Source organism: Micromonospora sp. BL4 (assembly GCF_003667505.1).
In the GTDB taxonomy this organism is placed as follows: Bacteria; Actinomycetota; Actinomycetes; order Mycobacteriales; family Micromonosporaceae; genus Micromonospora.
Window position 1 is genome coordinate 11,967 of the sequence record NZ_RCVJ01000147.1, and the last position, 20,888, is coordinate 32,854.

At 69.2% G+C, this 20,888-nt stretch carries 14 protein-coding genes; 10 read left to right on the plus strand and 4 right to left on the minus strand.

All coding sequences use genetic code 11. From position 1 onward, the window contains the following. Window positions 1-172: 172 nt before the first annotated feature. The 4 genes from EAD89_RS18770 to EAD89_RS30780 all read left to right on the plus strand — a co-directional run bounded on the left by EAD89_RS18770 (window position 173) and on the right by EAD89_RS30780 (window position 3,860). On the plus strand, window positions 173-1,207 hold the full coding sequence (locus EAD89_RS18770) for a polysaccharide biosynthesis protein (RefSeq protein WP_121676654.1): 1,035 nt from the start codon (window positions 173-175) through the stop codon (window positions 1,205-1,207). After that, complete coding sequence (locus tag EAD89_RS18775; protein WP_121676655.1) at window positions 1,204-2,529, plus strand: glycosyltransferase family 4 protein; 1,326 nt, start codon at window positions 1,204-1,206, stop codon at window positions 2,527-2,529. The genes EAD89_RS18770 and EAD89_RS18775 overlap by 4 nt, the downstream gene beginning before the upstream one ends. Beyond that, complete coding sequence (locus EAD89_RS18780; RefSeq protein WP_121676656.1) at window positions 2,526-3,440, plus strand: SDR family oxidoreductase; 915 nt, start codon at window positions 2,526-2,528, stop codon at window positions 3,438-3,440. Before EAD89_RS18775 ends, EAD89_RS18780 begins: the two co-directional genes overlap by 4 nt. A 267-nt stretch (window positions 3,441-3,707) precedes the next feature. After that, on the plus strand, window positions 3,708-3,860 hold the full coding sequence (locus tag EAD89_RS30780; RefSeq protein WP_199733560.1) for a hypothetical protein: 153 nt from the start codon (window positions 3,708-3,710) through the stop codon (window positions 3,858-3,860). Window positions 3,861-4,431: 571 nt separating this feature from the next. Here the strand turns inward: EAD89_RS30780 and EAD89_RS18795 are convergent. Beyond that, on the minus strand, window positions 4,432-5,961 hold the full coding sequence (locus tag EAD89_RS18795) for a hypothetical protein (RefSeq protein WP_121676657.1): 1,530 nt from the start codon (window positions 5,959-5,961) through the stop codon (window positions 4,432-4,434). 207 nt (window positions 5,962-6,168) lie between these two features. Between EAD89_RS18795 and EAD89_RS18800 the strand changes: the two genes are divergently transcribed. Continuing rightward, the gene (locus EAD89_RS18800) at window positions 6,169-7,461 is read left to right on the plus strand and encodes a glycosyltransferase (protein WP_147458834.1); all 1,293 of its coding nucleotides are present in this window, start codon (window positions 6,169-6,171) and stop codon (window positions 7,459-7,461) included. A 188-nt stretch (window positions 7,462-7,649) separates the two neighbouring features. After that, window positions 7,650-8,891 carry a lipopolysaccharide biosynthesis protein gene (locus EAD89_RS18805; protein WP_147458835.1) on the plus strand — a complete coding sequence of 414 codons (1,242 nt, stop codon included), beginning with the start codon at window positions 7,650-7,652 and terminating at the stop codon, window positions 8,889-8,891. Window positions 8,892-9,033: 142 nt separating this feature from the next. Here EAD89_RS18805 and EAD89_RS18810 read toward each other — a convergent pair whose 3' ends face one another. After that, window positions 9,034-10,758 (minus strand): asparagine synthase C-terminal domain-containing protein, encoded by a 1,725-nt coding sequence (locus tag EAD89_RS18810; RefSeq protein ID WP_121676660.1) that lies wholly within the window; start codon window positions 10,756-10,758, stop codon window positions 9,034-9,036. Between the two features lie 535 nt (window positions 10,759-11,293). Here EAD89_RS18810 and EAD89_RS18815 point away from each other — a divergent pair. Beyond that, complete coding sequence (locus EAD89_RS18815) at window positions 11,294-12,211, plus strand: NAD(+)/NADH kinase (RefSeq protein WP_121654887.1); 918 nt, start codon at window positions 11,294-11,296, stop codon at window positions 12,209-12,211. A gap of 55 nt (window positions 12,212-12,266) precedes the next feature. Here EAD89_RS18815 and pgm read toward each other — a convergent pair whose 3' ends face one another. Together pgm and glgC are read right to left on the minus strand one after the other, a co-directional pair. Further along, complete coding sequence (gene pgm / locus EAD89_RS18820) at window positions 12,267-13,910, minus strand: phosphoglucomutase (alpha-D-glucose-1,6-bisphosphate-dependent) (protein WP_121676661.1); 1,644 nt, start codon at window positions 13,908-13,910, stop codon at window positions 12,267-12,269. A 47-nt stretch (window positions 13,911-13,957) separates the two neighbouring features. Then, a complete protein-coding gene (gene glgC / locus EAD89_RS18825; protein ID WP_121654889.1) occupies window positions 13,958-15,190 on the minus strand; it encodes a glucose-1-phosphate adenylyltransferase in 1,233 nt (410 codons plus the stop codon). Window positions 15,191-15,262: 72 nt separating this feature from the next. On the opposite strand from glgC, the gene glgA reads away from it, so the two are divergent. The 3 genes from glgA (at window position 15,263) to glgB (ending at window position 20,872) form a co-directional block, all read left to right on the plus strand. Further along, window positions 15,263-16,471 (plus strand): glycogen synthase, encoded by a 1,209-nt coding sequence (gene glgA / locus EAD89_RS18830; RefSeq protein ID WP_121676662.1) that lies wholly within the window; start codon window positions 15,263-15,265, stop codon window positions 16,469-16,471. Window positions 16,472-16,646: 175 nt separating this feature from the next. Continuing rightward, window positions 16,647-18,782 (plus strand): alpha-1,4-glucan--maltose-1-phosphate maltosyltransferase, encoded by a 2,136-nt coding sequence (locus EAD89_RS18835; protein WP_233578818.1) that lies wholly within the window; start codon window positions 16,647-16,649, stop codon window positions 18,780-18,782. Further along, window positions 18,770-20,872 (plus strand): 1,4-alpha-glucan branching protein GlgB, encoded by a 2,103-nt coding sequence (glgB, locus tag EAD89_RS18840; RefSeq protein WP_121676663.1) that lies wholly within the window; start codon window positions 18,770-18,772, stop codon window positions 20,870-20,872. The genes EAD89_RS18835 and glgB overlap by 13 nt, the downstream gene beginning before the upstream one ends. The last annotated feature ends 16 nt before the right edge of the window (window positions 20,873-20,888 follow it).

Below are 20,888 nucleotides of genomic sequence, written 5' to 3' on the forward strand. Positions count from 1 at the left end.
AACGCGGCATGAACGAGTTTTCTGTTTCACATGTGTCCGTGAATTGATAACCGATTCTTGGCGTTTCGCTGCTGAAGCGCCACTTAGATCGCTATCGTCACTCTCTGATCCCGTCCCCTACCTTTCGCCAATATCGACGGATCAGACAGGAGGAGATGTGTCGTCCTCACTTATGGAACGACGCGTTTTGATCACCGGCGGGACCGGATCGTTCGGTCAGACGATGGTGTCCAAGCTGCTCGACGCCGGTGCCGCCGAGGTACGCATACTGAGCCGGGACGAGGCCAAGCAGGAAGCCATGCGGATCCGCCTGCTCGACGACCGTGTCCGCTTCTATGTTGGCGATGTCCGCGACGTCGACAGTGTCAACAAGGCGACCCGGGGCGTCGAGTACGTGTTTCACGCTGCGGCGCTCAAGCAGGTCCCCTCCTGCGAGTTCTTCCCCTTGGAGGCGGTGCGGACCAACGTCCTCGGCAGCGCCAACGTGGTCGACGCCTGCGAGCGCAACGAGGTCGCCGCCCTGGTCATGCTGAGCACGGACAAGGCGGTCTACCCGGTCAACGCGATGGGGATGACCAAGGCGCTCATGGAGAAGGTTGCACAGGCGCATGTCCGCAACAACCCTCGGGCCAACACCCGGGTCTGCGCCGTCCGCTACGGCAACGTGATGTGCTCCCGGGGTTCGGTCATCCCGCTGTTCATCGACCAGATCAAGAGCGGCGTCCCGCTGACCGTGACCGAGCCGACCATGACGCGGTTCCTGATGTCCCTGCTGGACTCGGTGGACCTCGTCGAGCACGCATTCCACCACGGGCAACCCGGTGACGTGTTCATCCGTAAGGCCGACGGCTGCACCATTGGCGACCTGGCGACGGCGCTGTGCAACCTGTTCGAGGTACCGGCCAAGTTCGACGTGCTGGGACTGCGGCACGGCGAGAAGATGTCGGAGACCTTGGCGAGCCATGAGGAACTGGCCCGAGCGGAGGACTTCGGCGACTTCCTGCGCGTGCCGGTCGACAGCCGCGACCTGAACTACGCCCTCTACTTCGAAGAGGGCGATAACACCAGCAACCACCGCGTCGACTACACCTCGGACAACACCACGCGGCTGTCGGTGCCGGAGATCATGGCCTTGCTGCTCACCCTGCCGGAGGTACAGCAACATCTCGACCCGGTGCGGTCTCTCTCGTCGGCGGCACGCGGATGAGCCCGGACACGGGCATCCCGCACGCTGGCGGCGGGGCGGAGGGACAGGCTCGGCCACGCGTCGCCTTTGTCACTCAGTGGTTCGCTCCCGAGCCGAACAACACTCCGGTCTGGATCGCCAAATCACTCATGGAGCAGGACCTGCGGGTAGACGTACTGACCGGAGTGCCCAACTATCCCACCGGAGTCGTCCACGACGGCTACTCGCGCTGGCGTCGTACCAGAGAGATCCACCAGGGAATACCGGTGCGCCGCGTGCCGCTGTATCCGAGTCACGACCAGTCCGCCGTGCGTCGTGTCGTCAACTACGCCAGCTACGCAGCGTCCGCGGCGACCATGGGGGCGTCCGTTCTGCGGTCCGCCGATGTGGCGGTGATCTACTCAACGCCGGCGACCGCCGCCGCCGCCGGGATGTTCGCGCGCCTGCGCTGGGGGCTGCCGTACGTCCTGATGGTGATGGACGTCTGGCCCGACTCGGTCTTCGCCACCGGTTTCCTCACCGCTGGCGCCAAGCGGCGCATCGCGGAGCCCGTCCTCACCTGGTACACCGAGCAGACGTACCGCTGGGCCAACCACGTCACCGCCACGTCGCCCGGAATGCGGGACGCGCTGGTCTCGCGCGGTGTGCCCGAGGACAAGGTCTCGGTCGTCTACACCTGGACCGACGAGAAGGTTATGCGGCCCAGCGAACCCGACCTGCAGCTACGAGCCAGTCTCGGCCTGTCGTCCGAGTTCGTGCTGATGTACGGCGGCAACCACGGCGCGGCACAGAACTTGGACGTCGCCGTCCGAGCGATGGACGAGCTGCGCGACCTGCCAATACACCTGGTGCTGGTCGGCGATGGCATCGAGAAAGCCCGGCTTCGTTCGCTTGCCTCCGGCCTCGACCTTCGCTCGGTGCACTTTCTCGACCCGGTGGAGCCCGAGCAGATGCCGGGCGTCATGGCCGCCGCGGACATGCAGTTGGTCGCCCTCGCCGACGAGGAACTTTTCCGATTCACGCTGCCCAGCAAGGTTCAGTCCATCCTCGCCTGCGCCCAACCGATCCTCACCTGTGCACCGGGCGACGCCGCCCGGGTGGCGCACGAGGCGGGCGCTGGGTTTAGCTCATCACCGGGCGATCCACATCAGTTGGCGAAAACCATCAGGCAGGCCGCCGAGTTGCCCCGCGCCGAGCTCCGGTCAATGGGCCAGGCCGGGCACACGTACTACCGGTCCCGACTCAGCGAGGAGATCAACGCCCGCGCGCTGGCCGACATAGTCCGGGCCTCGGCCGGTCGGCGCCGCCGGGCTCGCGGTGGCGAGACAAGAGGTGCGAGATGACGCAACGCGTGCTGATCCTCGGGGCAACCGGGATGCTCGGCCACACCCTGCTGCGCACGCTGAGCGAGGCCGCCGAGTTGGAGGTCCATGGCTCTGCGCGCAGCACCGCGGTGACGCCGGCCATGTTCCCCAGTCACCTGGCGCAGAAGATCACGCCGGGGATCGATGTCACCGAGCCCGGCTCCCTCCGCCGGATCCTGACCGTGCTGAAACCGCACGTCGTGGTCAACTGCGTGGGTGTCATCAAGCAACGCCCGGACGCGGAGGACGCCCCCAACACCATCGCGGTGAACGCTCTTTTCCCACACGTACTCGCTCGGGAGTGCGAGGCGCAGGGTGCCCGGCTCGTGCAGGTGAGCACGGACTGCGTCTTCTCGGGCAAACACGGCGACTACCGGGAAGAGGATACTCCCGACCCGTACGACCTCTACGGTCGCGCGAAGCTGCTCGGAGAGACCTCCCGGGCACCTGCGCTGACCTTGCGGACCTCGATCATCGGTCACGAGCTTGGGAGTTTCCGGTCCCTGGTGGACTGGTTTCTCACCCAGCGTGGCAAGGTGAACGGCTACACGAGTGCCATCTACAGTGGATTGACCACGGTTGAATTTGCCTCGATGCTGCGCACGGTCGTGCTGCCACGGCAGGATCTCACCGGCCTCTACCACGTGGCCTCGACCCCGATTTCGAAGTACGAGCTACTGAAGATCGTCGCCGACGTGTACGAGTGGTCGGGACAGCTCGAGCCGTCGGAGCAGGTCCGGTGCGACCGGTCGCTGTCGGCGCAAGCGTTTCGGAAGCGGACCGGCTACCAGGCGCCCGCGTGGCGGGACATGATCGTGGAGATGCACCGACGCGCGGTACAGTGGCGCCTCCCGGTGGCGGTCAACTCCGTCCAGCCGGCACATTCCTGAACGATTTCGGTGCTGAGCCGGACCGCTGGCGCAGCAACGGGATCCGCCCGGTCGAGCCTCACCGTTCAACATACGTCTCCCGCCGCCGCACAGGGCCCCAGCATCGTTGTCGACCGCACCGCCCCGGGGCAACTGGCGTGGCGCCTCGGCTGTGGCCTGCTCACGGCGTTGGGTTCCCTGCCCCATCCATGTGCCCGGGCGTGAAGTCCGGCATACTCTGGCAACCGTGGTCGCGGCGGCAGTGTGTGTGCCCTGGACCCTGACCGGATGGCCGTGGTGATCAGCGCTTGGCTCGCCACGCAGCTGCCCGCACCGCTGGCGGGAACACGCCGGGCGATCGCCGTGGACGGCAAGACGCTACGCGGCTCCCGCACCGGCGACACGGTCGCCCGGCACGTCCTCGCCACCGCAGGCCGGTGACATGGCGTGTCACTAGGCCGTGGTGTTCGTACTGGTCAGGCGGTTGCGGGTGTCGGGTTGATGACCATGGAGGTTCGGTCACCTCAGCTAGGCGAACATTGCCTACTGGGGCTGCGACGGCTCGGTGCGCTGGCGGAAGGTGCCGGCGGCGCCGGCGAAGCGCCGACGTGCAGCCGATCGGCGGCGGCGCGGATCTTGCTCCAGGTGTGGCCGGTGGTGGTCTCGGCGACGCGGATGAGCAGCAGCCCCCCCAGCACAGCACGATGTGGGCGGGGATGCGGTCTTCGCGGCGGTGGAACAGGGGCCGCAAGTCCAGGGTGGTCTTCATGCCGCGCCAGCCATGTTCGACTTCGAGGAGCTGCTTGTAGCCCAGGACGATGTCCTCGGCGTTTCACGGACGTTGGCGCCACGCTCGGCGGCGTTGGGGTGGAAGCAGATCACGAACCAGTCATCGGCGCCGATGTTGACTTCCTTGACCTCTGGGTTGTCGCCGACGGTGGCGCAGCGGCCCTGCCGGGCCAGGGCGGCGTCGGCCTCGGCGGTGCCGGCGGGCAGCCAGGGGGTCCTGTTCCTACCGGCGGTCGAACCGCTCTGCTCTTCCGGTGACCGCCGAATATCCCCGCGGCCGTGGGTCCCGCTCGCCCGGTTGCCCGACCTTCACGTGGACCTCGCGGTCGTCGCGTTCCATGGGCACCGGCGACCAGCACCTTCGGCCGCCGGAACCGCGAGCCGCCGCCGCGAGCCGGGTAGTCGACCGCCGAGTTCGGTCATCGAATGCCGACCCCGTTCCGACCTCCGGTACGGCCCAACGTAGCCATCCCACCGCCAGGACCAGCACCGCCAGCACCGCCAGGCGACCGCCGGTCCGCGCTATGTAGGTGAAACTACCGACCCAGACGAGGTCGAGCAGACCCACGACGGCGAGGACCGCCGCGACATAGGCGCCCATCGCGTGGGGCGTGGTCAGGGGCCGGCCCGACGCCCAAGCGAGCAGCCGGTCGACGCCTCGCACGGCAAGGCCGGTCACCGGAATCATAAGCGCCAGACCGAGCAGGCCGAAGTTGAACAACCATTCCCCATGCCAGAGCGCTGCCGAGGAGTGCCCCGTGCCGACCAGTTCCGGCGACAGGAAAGGCACCAGATCAGTGCCGAAGCCGACCGGCTTCTCCGCCCAGAGCCCGCGTGGGATCAGGGCGACGGACGCGTTGAAAAAGGTCGCCCCCCCTCCGTGGGGCAGCAGCCCCTCCGTGTCCAGGCGCAGCAACTGGGCGAACGAGTAGAGCGGGCTCACCGCGGACTTGAGTCCGTCTGGGTCCGCCATGAAACCCGGGCTGCCCGGCTCGGCGGCCCGAATCCCCGCGAGGAACAGCAGGACCGGCGCCGCCCCGAGAAGAAGGACTGCCTTCGTGAGCCGCTGTCGATCCCGGTGGGCCAAAACGATGAGCAACGCGAGTGCGAGGGTACCGATGACGATCCTCCCGAACCCATCGAAAAGGTATATGAAGTAGAGCGCGAAGGCGACCGCGACCACTGCTCCACAGAACACCGTCCACCGGCCTAGTGGCCCGCGCAGCAGACCCGCTCCGAGGAGGAGGACGCCGACGAACCCCGCCGAATCGATCATGAGCGCTGGCTGCGGCATCAGGGCCGACAAGGCAAGTGCGAGCACTAGCAGGACGCAGCCGTACTTCACCGCCCACCCCGCCGTCCTTGCGTCCGCACGGGCGGCATCGGGTAGTGGCCGGGACGGCGACTCTCCACTCCAGAAGAACAGCCACGTCGTCACCTGACCGAAATAGCAGACCGCCGCGACGGTGAGCAGCGGGACTCCCGGGTCGTTCGTGGACATCTTCAGGGCGTGGTACAGGCCACCGAAGCCGACGAAGACAGCGAAGGCGAGGTTGTAGACCCCCACGGCCGTGATCCGGCTACCGCCGTGACACCAGAACACCCAGCCGCCGAACAGGGCCGCCAGCACGCTCAGCAACAGCGTCCCGTCGCGCCCCCAACCGCCCGACGTGACGGGATCGAGGACGAGACACGCCGTGCCCGACCCCAGCCACGTCAGCGCCGCGAAGCCACGCCGGAGGAAGCGGGGCATGTCTCCCCCGGCCCGTCCACCATCGGCCGGACCACGACGGTGGCGCGGGCCCGCGCGTCGAGTTACGCCCACCGCTGAGGGCACGCCGATCACTAGTCCCATAGCAGCGAAGCCTATTACGAGCAACGACCTCTCACCATCAACTCCGGCGATTATGCCCGCACCGATTCCGCCGTCACCAACTCGAACTCTCGTCGTTAGCCAGGCGTGGCTGAACGCACTACCATCGCGCGCCACGACAGCACGGGATCTACCCTGAACCATATTCGCGATCCGGGGGAATCCGCCGTGGCGGTCCACGACGGGCGATCGACCACTCGCCCCATAGAAAGAATTCGGCCGGCGGCGCCGTCCCGGCTGTTCCGAGTGCTGTTGACTTGTGACTTCTTCGAGCCGGGATTCCGCGCCGGAGGGCCCGTCCGGTCCATCGCCCAACTGCTCGACGCCGTCTCGCCGGCAGTCGAGGTCACCATGGTGACCAGGGACCGGGACCTGGGCTCGACAACGCCGTACCCCGGTCTTTCCGGCCGCTGGATCCAGCGGGGGCGGACCCGGATCTGCTACCTCGATCCGAGGAGTCCGCGGCATTGGCGCACACTGCTCCGCAACCTCCGGTCCAACCATTTTGACCTGCTGTACGTCAACAGTCTGTGGGCGACCTCATCAATACTACCGATCCTCGCGGCGCGGATCCGCCTCGTCCGCGTCAAGCAGATCCTTATTGCGCCACGGGGTGAACTCGCGCCGAGCGCACTCAGTGCCAAAGCCGGCAGGAAACGACTGTTACTGCCGATATGGCGACACTTTCTCAAGTGGTCCGGGGTGATCTGGCACGCCACCAATCCTCAGGAAGCGAGCCTGATTCGGCGAACCTTTCCCTGGGCCCGGATCGAGATCCGGCAGAATGAGGTTTCGCTCCCGCCGGAGCCAATACCACCGGTCGAAACGGGGGAACCCGTGCGACTCGTCTTCATCGGACGGATCAATCCGATCAAGAACCTGTCGATGGTGATCGCTGCGCTCGCGCAGGTCACGGGGCCGGTGGTGTTCGACGTCTACGGCCCCTTGGAGGACAGCGCGTACTGGGCCGCGTGCCGTGAACTCGCCCAGCAACTTCCCGAGGCCGTGCGCGTCACCTACCGGGGGGAACTGACGCCCGATCAGGTCCGGGCCACCTTCGCCCGGTACGACGCGTTCGTCTTCCCGACCCAGGGAGAGAACTTCGGCCACGTCATCGCCGAGAGCCTGTCCGCGTCGTGTCCGGTCATCTGTTCCGATCAGACGCCGTGGAGCCCGGTGCTGCGCGCCGGTGGGGGGATCGTGCTGAACGACCTCACGCCGGCAGCCCTGGCCGACCAACTGAAGCGGGTGGCGAGGGCCTCGGCTGCCGACCGGCTTCAGGCGCGCCGGGCGGCGGGTACGGCCTACCGGTCCTGGCGCGCCGACACGGCGGGTCCGAACATCCTCGACCGGATCAGGCTGCGCGCCGGGAGGCATTGACGCCGGACCGTCTGGAGGCCCGTCCGGTGGAATCACCGGCGAAAGAGCAGCCACGGCTGTCGGTCCCCGTTACCGCGAAAGGACTGCGAGTGAGCGACCCGTTGACGCGGGAGCGGACGGACCCGCCGCCCGCGGGGCTCCCCGGACCGGACCGGGTCGGCGCGGGTGGCGTCCGGTCGAACACCATCGTGGCGTCGGCCGCGAGTTTGGTGAGCGGCCTGCTGAACGCCGGGATGCTCGCATACAGCGCACGGCAGGGCCAGACCGGTGAGATCGCCGCGTACAGCGTGATGACGGCGGCGCTCACCTGGGTCGCGATTCTGATCATGGGGGGGTCGTCGCTCCTGTACGTCTCCGGAAACGACGACGAGCGGCGTTCGGTGCGTAGTCAGCGCCTGCTGCTGGCGGTACCGGCGATGGTCGTGGCCACCCTGCTGATCGCCGGGGCCTACGCCGGCCGGGGATACGGTACGGCGGCTCTGATCAGCGCCGGCGGCGTGATGATCCTCAACAGCCTGGCGGAGCTACGCTTCAGCGACCTCGTCCGGCAGATGAGATTCATGGCGGCGTCGGCCGCGATGACCACCACCCGGCTGCTCGCCATGTTGCTGCTGATCGCCGGCGTGCCGCTCACAATCGCACTGGCGGTCGGTGCCGCCGCGTACCTGCTCACCACCGAGGCGCTCGCCTGCCGCGGCCGCTCCGGCGCCCGGCCGATGTGGAGCGGCCTGTCGCTGCCCGCGGCGCGACGGGCCTTCCGGTTGAACCGCCGGCTCTTTACGTACAGTCTCGCGGACGCGTTCACTGGGAGAGCCAGCACCATCGCGCTCTCCCTGGTCGCGGGCCCGCACGTGGTCGGCTGCTTCGGCGCCCTGATTAGCATCTATCAGGCGCTGATCGCCGTCGTCTTCAGCGGGCTCCGGGTACCGATGGCGATCCGTACCCGGCGGCGGCACAACCTCGGGCCCACCGAGGCCGTCAGCCGGGACGGCGAGGTGATCTCGATAGGCGCCGCGACCCTCATCGCCGCGGTGGTCATCGTCTCCGCTCCATGGCTCGCGACCAGTGTGCTCGGCCTGCTGATCCCCGCGTCGGCGACCTGGTTGCAACTGCTGGCGCTCGCCCTCCCGTTCACCACGGTCAACCGGGCCTTCGCGCTGAATCGCATCGGCGACGGCAACTACCGCGCTGCCACTCGGGTGGCGGTGTCCATCGCCGTGGTGGTCACCGGCGGGCTGCTCGTCCAGGCCATGGCGCTCGGTCCGACGGGTGCCGCCGCCACAACGTGCGTCGCGGAAGCCGCCGTCGCTGGCGTCCTCGTCGCGCTGGCCGCGTTCCGTTGGTACCGGCGCGGGAAGGCGAATGCGTCGCAGACCCGTGCCGCTGGTCAGGAACGTGACCGCCCCCGTCCCCACGCCCTCGGCAGATGACGAGCGGAGCCCCGTCGTCGCTCGACCACCCATCGGCGGGGGATCACGCTGAATCCCCGCTGGCTGGCGGGCTACGAACGATCTCCGCGGTGGTGCGGTGGATGTCGCGGGCCAGTTCACCAATCGGCCGGTAGTTGGCGCGCTAACCGGCAAACCACGGCTGCTGATCCAACCAGAGCTTCAAGAAAGTCACCATCCAGACGAAGTTCTTCACGCCCTGCGTCAGGGGCTGGCCCTCGGTGGCGCATTCGACGATCCGCCGTAGCCCGGTGACCTCGATGTAGTCGGCAAGTGCCCCCGGTTCTGTCGAGATTCGCTGCACAACTCCGCGCAGCGGCTCCTCGGTCAGCCAGCCGTCTAGCGGCGGAACGAAACCAGACTTGGGGCGGTATACCAGCTCAGCCGGTACGGACGCGGCCAGGCTGGTTTTCAGCGCTAGTTTCGCATCTCGATAGGTGTACTTGAGTTCCCGCGGCATGGCGAACGCTTCGGCGAGCAGATCCGGCTCCAGAAACGGGAAGACCGCACGCACTCCCCGCATGCGCAATGGATCGAAACTCTTGGCCGCATACTCACCGGCGCAGATGTGGAGCAGGTCCAGCCATTGGTATCGATCACGGACGTCGGTCGAAGGCGCGCAGTCGATGATGTAGGTCTGTATTGTCCGCGACAGGTACGCGCGGTCCGCCCGGGGCAAGCGATAGAGGACGCCGTCGAGTGCATTGGTCGCCACCACCGCGGCTTCCAGAAGCGGCATCTGGGCTGCTCGCCGAAGAACCCTCGTGTGATGTTCGAACCGGCTTGGCCGCCGCCAGAGTTCGGCTCGGGAGTAGAGCTCTGCTGCGCCAAGTAGTAGCGGCCGAGGCAGCCGGTAGAGCCTTTGCCAGGTTGCCAACTGGCCGACGCCGAAGGCGCCGTCCGCACCGGTTCCGTCGATGAACTGCGGGGCGTCGGGTGCCATCTTGATGCCTGCCCGCACCACCAGGTTGGTAGATATGGTGGCGAAGTCCCCGAACGGGTAGGTGTACTCGCGGCCGACGTCCGACAGAAACGCGTTCATCTCGGTGGGCTCGTAAGTCGTCTGCTCGAAGTTCAGGTGGAAATGCCTGGCCATCGCGGCCGCATGCTTCGCCTCTGGGTCGGCGTCGCCGAAGGAAAAGTTGAGCAACGAGACATCGGTGCGCCCTAGTGCGGACAGTCGGGCCGCGAGAAGGCCCGAATCCACTCCACCGCTAAAGGTCAGTACCGAACCCTTGGGTGCCGTGTCGAGGATAGCGTCGAGGCATCGGTCGAGCCGTAGAGCGCCGGCAGCCTCGCGCGGCTGAAGGGGTTCGACGACGGCCGTTGCCACGCCGCTGCTGACGTCAATGCTGGTGACATGCCCGGGTGCCGCACGCTCGACGCCGGACAGCAGGGTGAGCGGCGCCGGGATGGCGCCATACTGCAGAAGCGCGTGCACCGCGCGGCGATCGAGGCGAGCGCACCCGATACGGCCGATGAGGCGTAGGTCGTTGCTGAGGCAAAAGCCGCCGTCCGCAGCCCAGAAGACCACCTGTTCCGGCGTAGCCGGCGGTACGTGGACCCGCACGGTGTCGGTGCCCAGCCGGTGAGCGATCCGGATGTCGTTCCCAGCCGGCTCGCTGGCCGCGATCGTCATGGCATTGTTCGCCGTCGGCCGGATCGTACAAAGCCGGATAGCGTCACCAACCCGACTGATCGCAGGGGGCTCCCCGACCTTCGAAAGCTGTGCGCACGTAAACGCTCCAACCGTGTCGTACGCCGATACCAGGCCGAGCCAGCGGGCATGTTCCTCGACGTGCCGGCGCCAATCGGACTGGTCCGGGCCACGGTACATGGCGAAAAACACTCAGTCCTCCAAGCACAATGGAACGAGCCCGAAATGCTATGTTAGCGCCTGATCGTAGTGCGCCAGCGGGTATTGCGGCCAGTGCACTGATGCCATTTCCGTGCGAGTAGCGGTCAATCCAGGATCTGATGTGAAGGGAACCCCGGTGTTGTGCGTAGCGGTGGGGCGGTCAGACGGGTGCTAATCGGGGTGTCGCCTCATAGCGCGTGACGTTCTGCGGCGACGTCGGCGACGCTCGGCTTGGTGGCGGCTGGCGCACCAGCGATCAGGGTCCAAGACCTGGCAGGCCGAGCCTCGCGCCGGTCCGCGATCTTTGTCCCGGCCTTGCCGATTGCCGGGTGGTCAGGTTGGTCAGCACGTCGCCCTGGCTCTTCGGTTGAGCCACCACCACCACAGGGTGAGCACCGCGACCCAGTACGCGGAATAGAGCCCGGTGATCCAGGCTGCGACGAACTGGCCCAAATCGCCGGGAAGCCGGTAGGTCGGCTGACCGGTACGCCCGGCGCGGCCGCCACCGATGTGGTGAGCTGTACGGGTGTCGGGGCTGGGTCTGGTACTGCACCCCACCCGGGATGTCACCGAGGTGGTCGGGATCATCGAACGGTGGGCCACTCGCCACCACAAATCGTTGATGGTGCGCGCGGAGGACAAGCACCGTGTGCCGGCCAGCGTCGAGCCTGTGCCGGAGGACGAGGTGGCCGTCCGCGCCGACGCCTTGATCAGCATTGGCGGTGACGGCACCATGCTGGGTGCGCTGCGCTCCGCCGTCCTCGACCCGAAGCCGGTGCTCGGCGTGCACCTGGGCCGGCTCGGCTTCCTGGTCGAGATCGAGCCGCCGAAGCTGCCCGAGGCGTTGAGCCGGTTGCTGTCGAAGGACTTCACGATCGAGTCGCACGCCTGCCTGGCCTGCGACGTGTGCGGCGACGACGTGGTGGCGTTCAACGACATCGCGCTGGTCCGCCAGCCGGGCTCCGGCTTCGTCACCGCCACTCTCGCGGTGGACGGCCAGCAGTACGGCTACTACCGCGCTGATGCGGTGGTGGTCAGCACGCCGACCGGCTCGACGGCGTACAGCTACGCGGCGGGCGGTCCGCTGATCTCCCCGGCGGCGGACGTGGTGGTGGTGACGCCGTCGGCGCCGATGGCGGGCATCTCCCGGGCGGTGGTGCTCTCACCGGACGAGAAGATCCGGTTGGAGCTGGAGCCCAACTCGTCGTCCGTCGTGGTGGAGATGGACGGGTTGGTGTTCCGGGACGCGGCGACCGAGGGTGCCGTGGACATCAGCTACCGCCGCAACGCCGGCCTGGTGGTCCGCTTCGACCCGTTGCGCTATCAGGAACGCAACCAGTTGAAGATGACGCTGCTCGACCTGCCGTTCCTGCCCGAGCAGCTCAGTGAGCTGCTCCCCGACGAGCTGCGGCGGCGCCAGCGGGAGCTGCCGCCGCCCTGCTGACCGGGCCGCCGCCCACCCCGAGGGAGTGGGCGGCGTCAGCCGGGGCGGGGCGTGCTCAGACCTGTCCGAGCACGCCGTCGACCAGGGATTTGGCTTCCTGCTGGATCCGGGACAGGTGCTCGGGGCCCTGGAACGACTCGGCGTAGATCTTGTAGACGTCCTCGGTGCCGGACGGTCGGGCGGCGAACCAGCCGGACTTCGTGCTGACCTTGAGGCCGCCGATCGCCGCACCGTTGCCGGGCGCGGTGGTCAGCGTCGCGGTGATCCGTTCGCCGGCCAGCTCGGTGGCGGTGACCTGTTCCGGGGAGAGCTTGCCGAGCACGGCCTTCTGCTCCCGGGTGGCCGGGGCGTCGATCCGTGCGTACGAGGGCGCGCCGAACCGTTCCGCCAGCTCCGCCCAGTGCTCGCTCGGGCTGCGCCCGGTGCTGGCCAGGATCTCGGCGGCGAGCAGGCAGAGCAGGAGGCCGTCCTTGTCGGTGGTCCAGGTGGAGCCGTCACGGCGCAGGAACGACGCGCCGGCGCTCTCCTCGCCGCCGAAGCCGACCGCGCCGTCCAGCAGCCCGGGCACGAACCACTTGAAGCCGACCGGCACCTCCAGCAGCGGCCGGCCCAGGTCGGCGGCGACGCGGTCGATCATCGACGAGGAGACCAGGGTCTTGCCCACCGCGGCGGCCGGGCCCCAGTCGGTGCGGGTGCGGAACAGGTGGTTGATCGCCACTGCCAGGAAGTGGTTGGGGTTCATCAGGCCGGCGTCCGGGGTGACGATGCCGTGCCGGTCGGCGTCGGCGTCGTTGCCGGTGGAGATCTGGTAGTCGGCGCGGGCGGCGATCAGCGACGCCATCGCGTTCGGCGAGGAGCAGTCCATCCGGATCTTGCCGTCGCCGTCCAGCGTCATGAAGCGCCAGGTCGGGTCGACCGTCGGGTTGACCACGGTCAGGTCCAGCCGGTGCCGCTCGGCGATTTCGCCCCAATACGCCACGCTCGCGCCGCCGAGCGGATCCGCGCCGATGCGGACCCTGGCGTCGCGGATGGCGTCGATGTCGATCGCCGCCGGCAGGTCGTCGACGTAGTTGGCGAGGAAGTCGTACTCCCCGGTGGTGTCGGCGGCCCGGGCCCGCGCGTAGGTGATCCGGCGGACCTCCTTGAGCCCGGCGGCGAGGATCGCGTTGGCCCGGTCCTGGATCCACCGGGTGACGTCGGTGTCGGCCGGCCCGCCGTTGGTGGGGTTGTACTTGAAGCCGCCGTCGTCGGGCGGGTTGTGCGACGGGGTGATGACGATGCCGTCGGCGAGCCCGCTGGTGCGCCCCCGGTTGTGGGTGAGGATCGCGTGCGACAGCGCCGGGGTGGGGGTGTAGCCGTCACGGCTGTCCACCAGCACGGTGACCCCGTTGGCGGCGAGCACCTCCAGGGCGTCCACCGCGGCCGGCGCGGAGAGCGCGTGGGTGTCCCGGGCGAGGAAGAGCGGGCCGTCCAGGCCCTGCTCGCGCCGGTAGTCGCAGAGCGCCTGGGTGACCGCGAGGATGTGGTCGGAGTTGAACGCGTTGCGCAGGCTGGAGCCCCGGTGGCCGGAGGTGCCGAAGGAGACCTGCTGCGCCGGGTCCGCTGGGTCCGGATGCTCGGCGTAGTAGGCGGTCACCAGGCGCGGCACGTCGACCAGGTCGGCCGGCTCGGCGGGCTGGCCGGCACGGGGATGGGTCACGGGGGTCTACCTCCTCGGTACTGCGATCGACGACGGGCGGGCTCGGGTCACGGCTCGACTCTCTGGCCCTTGCCGATCACCACGATGCCGTTGTCGGAGACGGTGTAGCGCTGCCGGTCCTTCTCCAGGTCGACGCCGATCTCGGCGCCCTCCGGGACGAACACGTTCTTGTCCAGGATGGCGCGCCGGACCACCGCGTGCCGGCCGATCTCCACACCCTCCATCAGCACGGAGCCCTCGACGTGCGCCCAGGAGTGCACCCGCACCTTCGGCGAGACGATCGAATTTTCCACCAGCGAGCCGGAGATCACCACGCCCGGGGAGATCATCGAGCCGACCGCCCGGCCGACCCGCTCCCCCCACTGGTGCACGAACTTCGCCGGCGGCCACGGCGGCTGCTCGGTGTAGATCGGCCAGTCGAAGTTGTACATGTTGAACACGGGGTGCACGTTGATCAGATCCATGTGCGCGTCGTAGAAGGAGTCGAGCGTCCCGACGTCCCGCCAGTAGCCCCGGTCCCGGTCGGTGCTGCCCGGCACCTCGTTGTCGCGGAAGTCGTAGACGTTCGCCTCGCCCCGCTCGACGAGCATCGGGATGATGCTGCCGCCCATGTCGTGCTTGCTGGTCTTGTCCTCCGCGTCGCGCTCGACGGCCTCGCAGAGCGCGCGGGTGGTGAAGACGTAGTTGCCCATCGAGGCGTAGATCTCGTCCGGCGCGTCGGGCAGGCCGACCGCGTCGGTGGGCTTCTCCCGGAAGGCCCGGATGCGCCGGCCGTCCTCGCCGACCTCGATGACGCCGAACTGGTCGGCCATCGACAGCGGCTGGCGGATGCCGGCGACGGTCACGGCGGCGCCGGAGGCGATGTGGTCCTCCACCATCTGCCGCGGGTCCATCCGGTAGATGTGGTCGGCGCCGAAGACGATCACGTAGTCGGGCTGCTCGTCGTTGATCAGGTTGAAGCTCTGGTAGATGGCGTCGGCGGAGCCGGCGAACCACCAGGGGCCGCGGCGCTGCTGCGCCGGCACCGGCGTGACGTAGTTGCCGAGCAGCGTGGACATCCGCCAGGTCTTGGTGATGTGCCGGTCGAGGGAGTGGGACTTGTACTGGGTCAGCACGACGATCTTGAGATAGCCGGCGTTGGCCAGGTTGGAGAGGACGAAGTCGACCATGCGGTACATCCCGCCGAACGGGACGGCCGGCTTGGCCCGGTCCGTGGTGAGCGGCATCAGGCGCTTGCCCTCCCCACCCGCCAGGACGATCGCGAGCACCTTGGCAGCCATGCCCAGACGCTATCCACCCTCGCCCCACTTCACCACTCGTACGGGGAGTCTTCTGCACTAGGGTGCGGGGTCATGACGGAACCCACCCCGCTGCGCGTCGATCTGCTGACCCGGGAGTACCCGCCGGAGGTCTACGGCGGCGCCGGAGTGCACGTCGAGTACCTGGCCCGGGAGTTGCGCCGCCTGGCCGACGTGCGGGTGCACTGCTTCGGCCTGCCGCGCGCCGAGCCGGGCGTCACCGCGTACACCGAACCGCCCGGCCTGACCGGCGCGAACGCCGCGCTGCGCACGATGGGCGTGGACCTGGAGATGGCCGCCGGCACGGCGGGCACCGACGTGGTGCACAGCCATACCTGGTACGCGAACCTGGCCGGGCACACCGCGAAGCTGCTGCACGGGGTGCCGCACGTGGTGACGGCGCACAGCCTGGAGCCGCTGCGGCCGTGGAAGGCCGAGCAGCTCGGCGGTGGCTACGCGCTCTCCTCCTGGTGCGAGCGCACGGCGGTGGAGGCCGCCGACGCGGTGATCGCGGTCAGTGGCGGGATGCGCCGTGACGTGCTGGCCGCCTACCCGCAGGTCGACCCGGACCGGGTCCGGGTGGTCTACAACGGCATCGACACCGCCCAGTACGCCCCGGACCGGGGCACCGACGTGCTCGACCGGCTCGGCATCGACCCTGCTCGGCCCAGCGTGGTGTACGTGGGAAGGATCACCCGGCAGAAGGGGCTGCCCTACCTGTTGCGGGCCGCCCGGGAGCTGCCGGCGGACACCCAGCTCGTGCTGCTCGCCGGCGCACCGGACACCGCGGAGATCGCCGCCGAGGTCCAGGAGTTGGCCGCCGAGCTGCGGGCCAACCGCTCCGGCGTGGTGTGGGTGGCCGAGATGCTGCCCAAGCCCGAGGTGATCCAGGTGCTCACCCACGCCACCGTCTTCGCCTGCCCGTCCGTGTACGAGCCGATGGGCATCGTCAACCTGGAGGCGATGGCGTGCGAGACGGCGGTGGTGGCGACCGCCACCGGCGGCATCCCCGAGGTGGTGGCCGACGGCGAGACGGGTCTGCTGGTGCCGATCGAGCAGGCGACCGACGGGTCCGGGACGCCGTTGCGGCCGGAGCGGTTCGTGGCCGACCTCGCGGCGGCGATCAACAACCTGCTCGCCGACCCGGCCCGCACCGAGCGGTTCGGCCTGGCCGGCCGGCGGCGCGCGGTCGAGCACTTCTCCTGGGACGCCGTCGCTCAACAGACGCTCGACGTCTACCGCTCGGTCCGGGCGGCGGGCTGACTCCGCTCAGATCGCCGTTCCCGGCGGGGATTTGAGCAACGACGTCGCCTGCCTGACTCCGCCCCCGGGACCCGCACCACGACGATCCGCGCATCCTCGTCCACGATCCCGGGGTGCGGGACTGACAGGCGTGCTTGGCCGCGCGCGAACGGATCTCGCGCAGTAGGTTGGCGGGGTGACTGGACGGTTCCCGATCGAAGACGTCTCCCCCGTCGTCTCCTGCGGGCGGTACCCGGCCAAGGCGGTGGTCGACGAACCGGTTCCGGTGTCGGCGCGCGCCTACCGGGAGGGGCACGACGCGCTGGGCTGCAACGTGGTGTGGGCCGGCCCGGACGGCGCGAGCCGGCCGTTCACCCGGATGCGCCCCGGTGAGCCCGGCCAGGACCGCTGGCACGCGGTGATCCGTCCGGACGCCGTGGGCACCTGGACCTTCGCCGTCGAGGCGTTCCAGGACCCGTACCTGACCTGGCAGAACGCGGTGACCAAGAAGATCGCCGCCGGGCAGGGGCCGGCCGAGCTGGCCAACGACCTGGCCGAGGGCACACGGGTGCTCGCCGCCGCCCGGGACCTCGTGCCGGTGAGCGACCGCCCCCGGGCCGCTGACGCCCTCGCCGCCCTCGCGGACACGGACCTGCCGCTGCCGCAGCGGGTCGACCCGGCGCTGGCCCTGGCCGACCTGCTCTGGGAGCACCCGGTGCGGGAGCTGGTGACCGTCGGTGAGACGTACTCCATCTGGGTGGACCGCAAGCGGGCGCTCTTCTCAGCCTGGTACGAGTTCTTTCCCCGCTCCGAGGGAGCGGCGCAGGGCCGGTCGGGCACCTTCGCCACCGCCACCGAGCGACTGCCCGGTGTCGCCGCGATGGGCTTCGACGTGCTCTACCTGCCGCCGATCCACCCGATCGGCCGGGTCAACCGCAAGGGCCGCAACAACGCGCTCACCGCGGGGCCCGACGACGTGGGCTCGCCGTGGGCGATCGGCGCCGCCGAGGGCGGGCACGACGCCATCCACCCCGACCTGGGTACGCCGGCGGACTTCCGCGCCTTCATCGAGGCGGCGGCGGCGCAGGGCCTGGAGGTGGCGATGGACCTGGCGTTGCAGTGCGCGCCGGACCACCCGTGGGTCACCGAGCACCCGGAGTGGTTCACCACCCGGGCCGACGGCAGCATCGCGTACGCGGAGAACCCGCCGAAGAAGTACCAGGACATCTACCCGGTCAACTTCGACAACGACCCCGAGGGCATCCGGGCCGAGGTGCTGCGGGTGGTGCTGCACTGGGTCGGCGAGGGCGTCCGGATCTTCCGGGTGGACAACCCGCACACCAAGCCGTTCGACTTCTGGCACTGGCTGATCGCCGAGGTGAAGAAGGTCGACCCGGACGTGCTGTTCCTCGCCGAGGCGTTCACCCGGCCGGCCATCATGCACGGCCTCGGCAAGATCGGCTTCACGCAGTCGTACACCTATTTCACCTGGCGCACGACGGCGGCCGAGATGCGGGAGTACTGCGAGGAGCTGGTCGCGTCGGCCGACTACATGCGACCGAACTTCTGGCCGAACACGCCGGACATCCTGCACGAGTCGTTGCAGCACGGCGGCCCGCCGATGTTCAAGATCCGGGCGGTGCTGGCCGCGCTGCTGTCGCCCTCCTGGGGCATGTACGCCGGCTTCGAGCTGTTCGAGCACGTGGCCCGTCCGGGCGCCGAGGAGTACCTGGACAACGAGAAGTACGAGCTGCGTCCCCGGGACTGGGCCGGCGCGGAGGCGCAGGGCCGGTCGCTGGCCCCGTTCATCGCCACCCTCAACCGGGTCCGCCGGGACAATCCGGCCCTGCACCAGCTGCGCAACCTGCGTTTCCACGAGATCGACAACCCGGCGTTGCTGTGCTGGTCCAAGCACGACCCGGAGACCGGCAACAGCGTCATCGTGATCTGCTCCTTCGACCCTCGTGTGGTGCAGTGGGGCAACACCACGCTCGACATGCCGGCGCTCGGCTTCGACTGGCACGAGCGGTTCACCGTGCACGACGAGGTCACCGGCACCAGCTACGACTGGGGCCAGCGCAACGCGGTCCGGCTCGACCCGTACCTGCAACCGGCGCACGTGCTGACCGTTCGCCGCCCCACCCCGCCCGCCACGCCCGAGCCGGCGGGCGCCGAGCCGGCGCACCTCACCGTCGCCGACGTGCCGGACGACCTCTCGGGCGGCCCCGCGCCGACAACCCCGGCCACCGTGGCGTCCCGCCTCTCCGCAGCCCGTTCGTCCCGCTCCGCGCGGACCGCTCCCGCCCCGAAGGATCCTCGATGGACCAGCTGATCACCGGCGCGACGCACGACCCGCACGCGCTGCTCGGCGCGCACCCCGCCGACTCCTCGACGACGATCCGCACGATGCGCCGGGGCGCCGGCGACGTGGTGCTGCTCGTCGGCGACGACCGGCACCCGATGAAGCGGGTGCACGACGCCGGCGTGTTCGAGGCGGTGCTGCCCGGCGAGGTCCTCGACTACCGGGTGGAGGTCGACGGGGCGACCCACGACGACCCGTACCGCTACCCGCCGACCCTCGGCGAACTGGACCTGCACCTGATCGGCGAGGGCCGGCACGAGCGGCTGTGGGAGGCGCTCGGCGCCCGGGTCTTCGACGAGGGCGTGGCGTTCAGCGTGTGGGCGCCCAACGCCCGCGGGGTACGGGTGGTCGGCGACTTCACCGGCTGGGCGCCCGACGACGGGTGGCCGATGCGCTCGCTCGGCTCCAGCGGCGTGTGGGAGCTGTTCGTGCCCAACGCCCGGGTCGGCGCGCGCTACAAGTACCGCGTCCTCGGCGCCGACGGGCAGTGGCGGGACAAGGCCGACCCCCTCGCGGGGTACGCCGAGGTGCCGCCCGCGACCGCCTCGGTGGTGCACCACTCGACGTACCGGTGGAACGACGCCGACTGGCTGGCCCGGCGGGCCCAGCGGCAGCCGCACCAGGAGCCGATGAGCGTCTACGAGGTGCACCTCGGCTCGTGGCGGCCCGGCCTGGGTTACCGCGAGCTGGCCGAGCAGCTCACCGCGTACGTCACCGAGCTGGGCTTCACCCACGTGGAGTTCCTGCCGGTCATGGAGCACCCGTTCGGCGGTTCCTGGGGCTACCAGGTGACCGGCTACTACGCGCCGACCTCCCGCTTCGGCGACCCGGACGAGTTCCGGCACCTCGTCGACCAGCTGCACGCCGCCGGCATCGGCGTGATCCTGGACTGGGTGCCCGCGCACTTCCCCAAGGACGAGTGGGCCCTCGCGCGCTTCGACGGCACCCCGCTCTACGAGCACCCCGACCCGCGGCGCGGCGAGCACCCCGACTGGGGCACCTACGTCTTCGACTTCGGCCGCCGCGAGGTCCGCAACTTCCTCGTCGCCAACGCGCTCTACTGGTGCGACCAGTTCCACGTCGACGGGCTGCGCGTGGACGCCGTCGCCTCGATGCTCTACCTGGACTACTCCCGCAAGGACGGCGAGTGGGCCCCCAACCAGTACGGCGGCCGGGAGAACCTGGAGGCCATCGCGTTCATGCAGGAGGTGAACGCGACCGTCTACAAGCACCACGCCGGGGTGGTGCTGATCGCCGAGGAGTCCACCGCCTGGCCGGGCGTCACCCGGCCGACGGCCGACGGCGGGCTGGGCTTCGGGTTCAAGTGGAACATGGGCTGGATGCACGACACCCTGCTCTACACCTCGAAGGACCCGATCTACCGCCAGCACCACCACCACCAGCTCACGTTCTCCCTGGCGTACGCCTGGAGCGAGAACTACGTCCTGCCGATCAGCCACGACGAGGTGGTGCACGGCAAGGGCTCCCTCGCCGGCAAGATGCCCGGCGACACCTGGCAACGGCTGGCCAACGTTCGGGCGCTGCTGGCGTACATGTGGGCGCACCCGGGCAAGCAACTGCTCTTCATGGGCTCCGAGCTGGCCGACGACCGGGAGTGGAGCGAGGAGCGTGGCCTCGACTGGTACCTGCTGCACGACCCGGCCCGGGCCGGCGTGCAGCGCCTGGTCGGCGACCTCAACCGGATCTACCGGGCCACCCCGGCGCTCTGGGCGCAGGACACCGAGCCCGCCGGCTTCCGCTGGATCGCCGGCGACGACGTCGCCAACAACACCGTCTCGTTCATCCGGATCGCCCCGGACGGCTCGACGCTGGTCTGCGTGGCGAACTTCTCCGCCCAGCCGCTGCACGACTACCGGATCGGCCTGCCGGCCGGCGGCACCTGGACCGAGGTGCTCAACACCGACGCGCAGCACTACGGCGGGTCCGGGGTGGGCAACCTGGGCAAGGTGCACGCCGAGGACGTGCCGTGGCACGGCATGGTCGCCTCCGCCGCCCTCCAGGTTCCCCCGCTGGGCGTCATCTGGCTGCGTACGGGCTGACGGCCCGCGAGCTGCG

Coding starts and splice junctions, on each gene's coding strand:
- EAD89_RS18770 (WP_121676654.1), top strand. CDS start 173: ATGGAACGACGCGTTTTGATCACCGGCGGGACCGGATCGTTCGGTCAG.
- EAD89_RS18775 (WP_121676655.1), top strand. CDS start 1,204: ATGAGCCCGGACACGGGCATCCCGCACGCTGGCGGCGGGGCGGAGGGA.
- EAD89_RS18780 (WP_121676656.1), top strand. CDS start 2,526: ATGACGCAACGCGTGCTGATCCTCGGGGCAACCGGGATGCTCGGCCAC.
- EAD89_RS30780 (WP_199733560.1), top strand. CDS start 3,708: ATGGCCGTGGTGATCAGCGCTTGGCTCGCCACGCAGCTGCCCGCACCG.
- EAD89_RS18795 (WP_121676657.1), bottom strand. CDS start 5,961: ATGCCCCGCTTCCTCCGGCGTGGCTTCGCGGCGCTGACGTGGCTGGGG.
- glgC (WP_121654889.1), bottom strand. CDS start 15,190: ATGGCTGCCAAGGTGCTCGCGATCGTCCTGGCGGGTGGGGAGGGCAAG.
- glgA (WP_121676662.1), top strand. CDS start 15,263: ATGACGGAACCCACCCCGCTGCGCGTCGATCTGCTGACCCGGGAGTAC.
- glgB (WP_121676663.1), top strand. CDS start 18,770: ATGGACCAGCTGATCACCGGCGCGACGCACGACCCGCACGCGCTGCTC.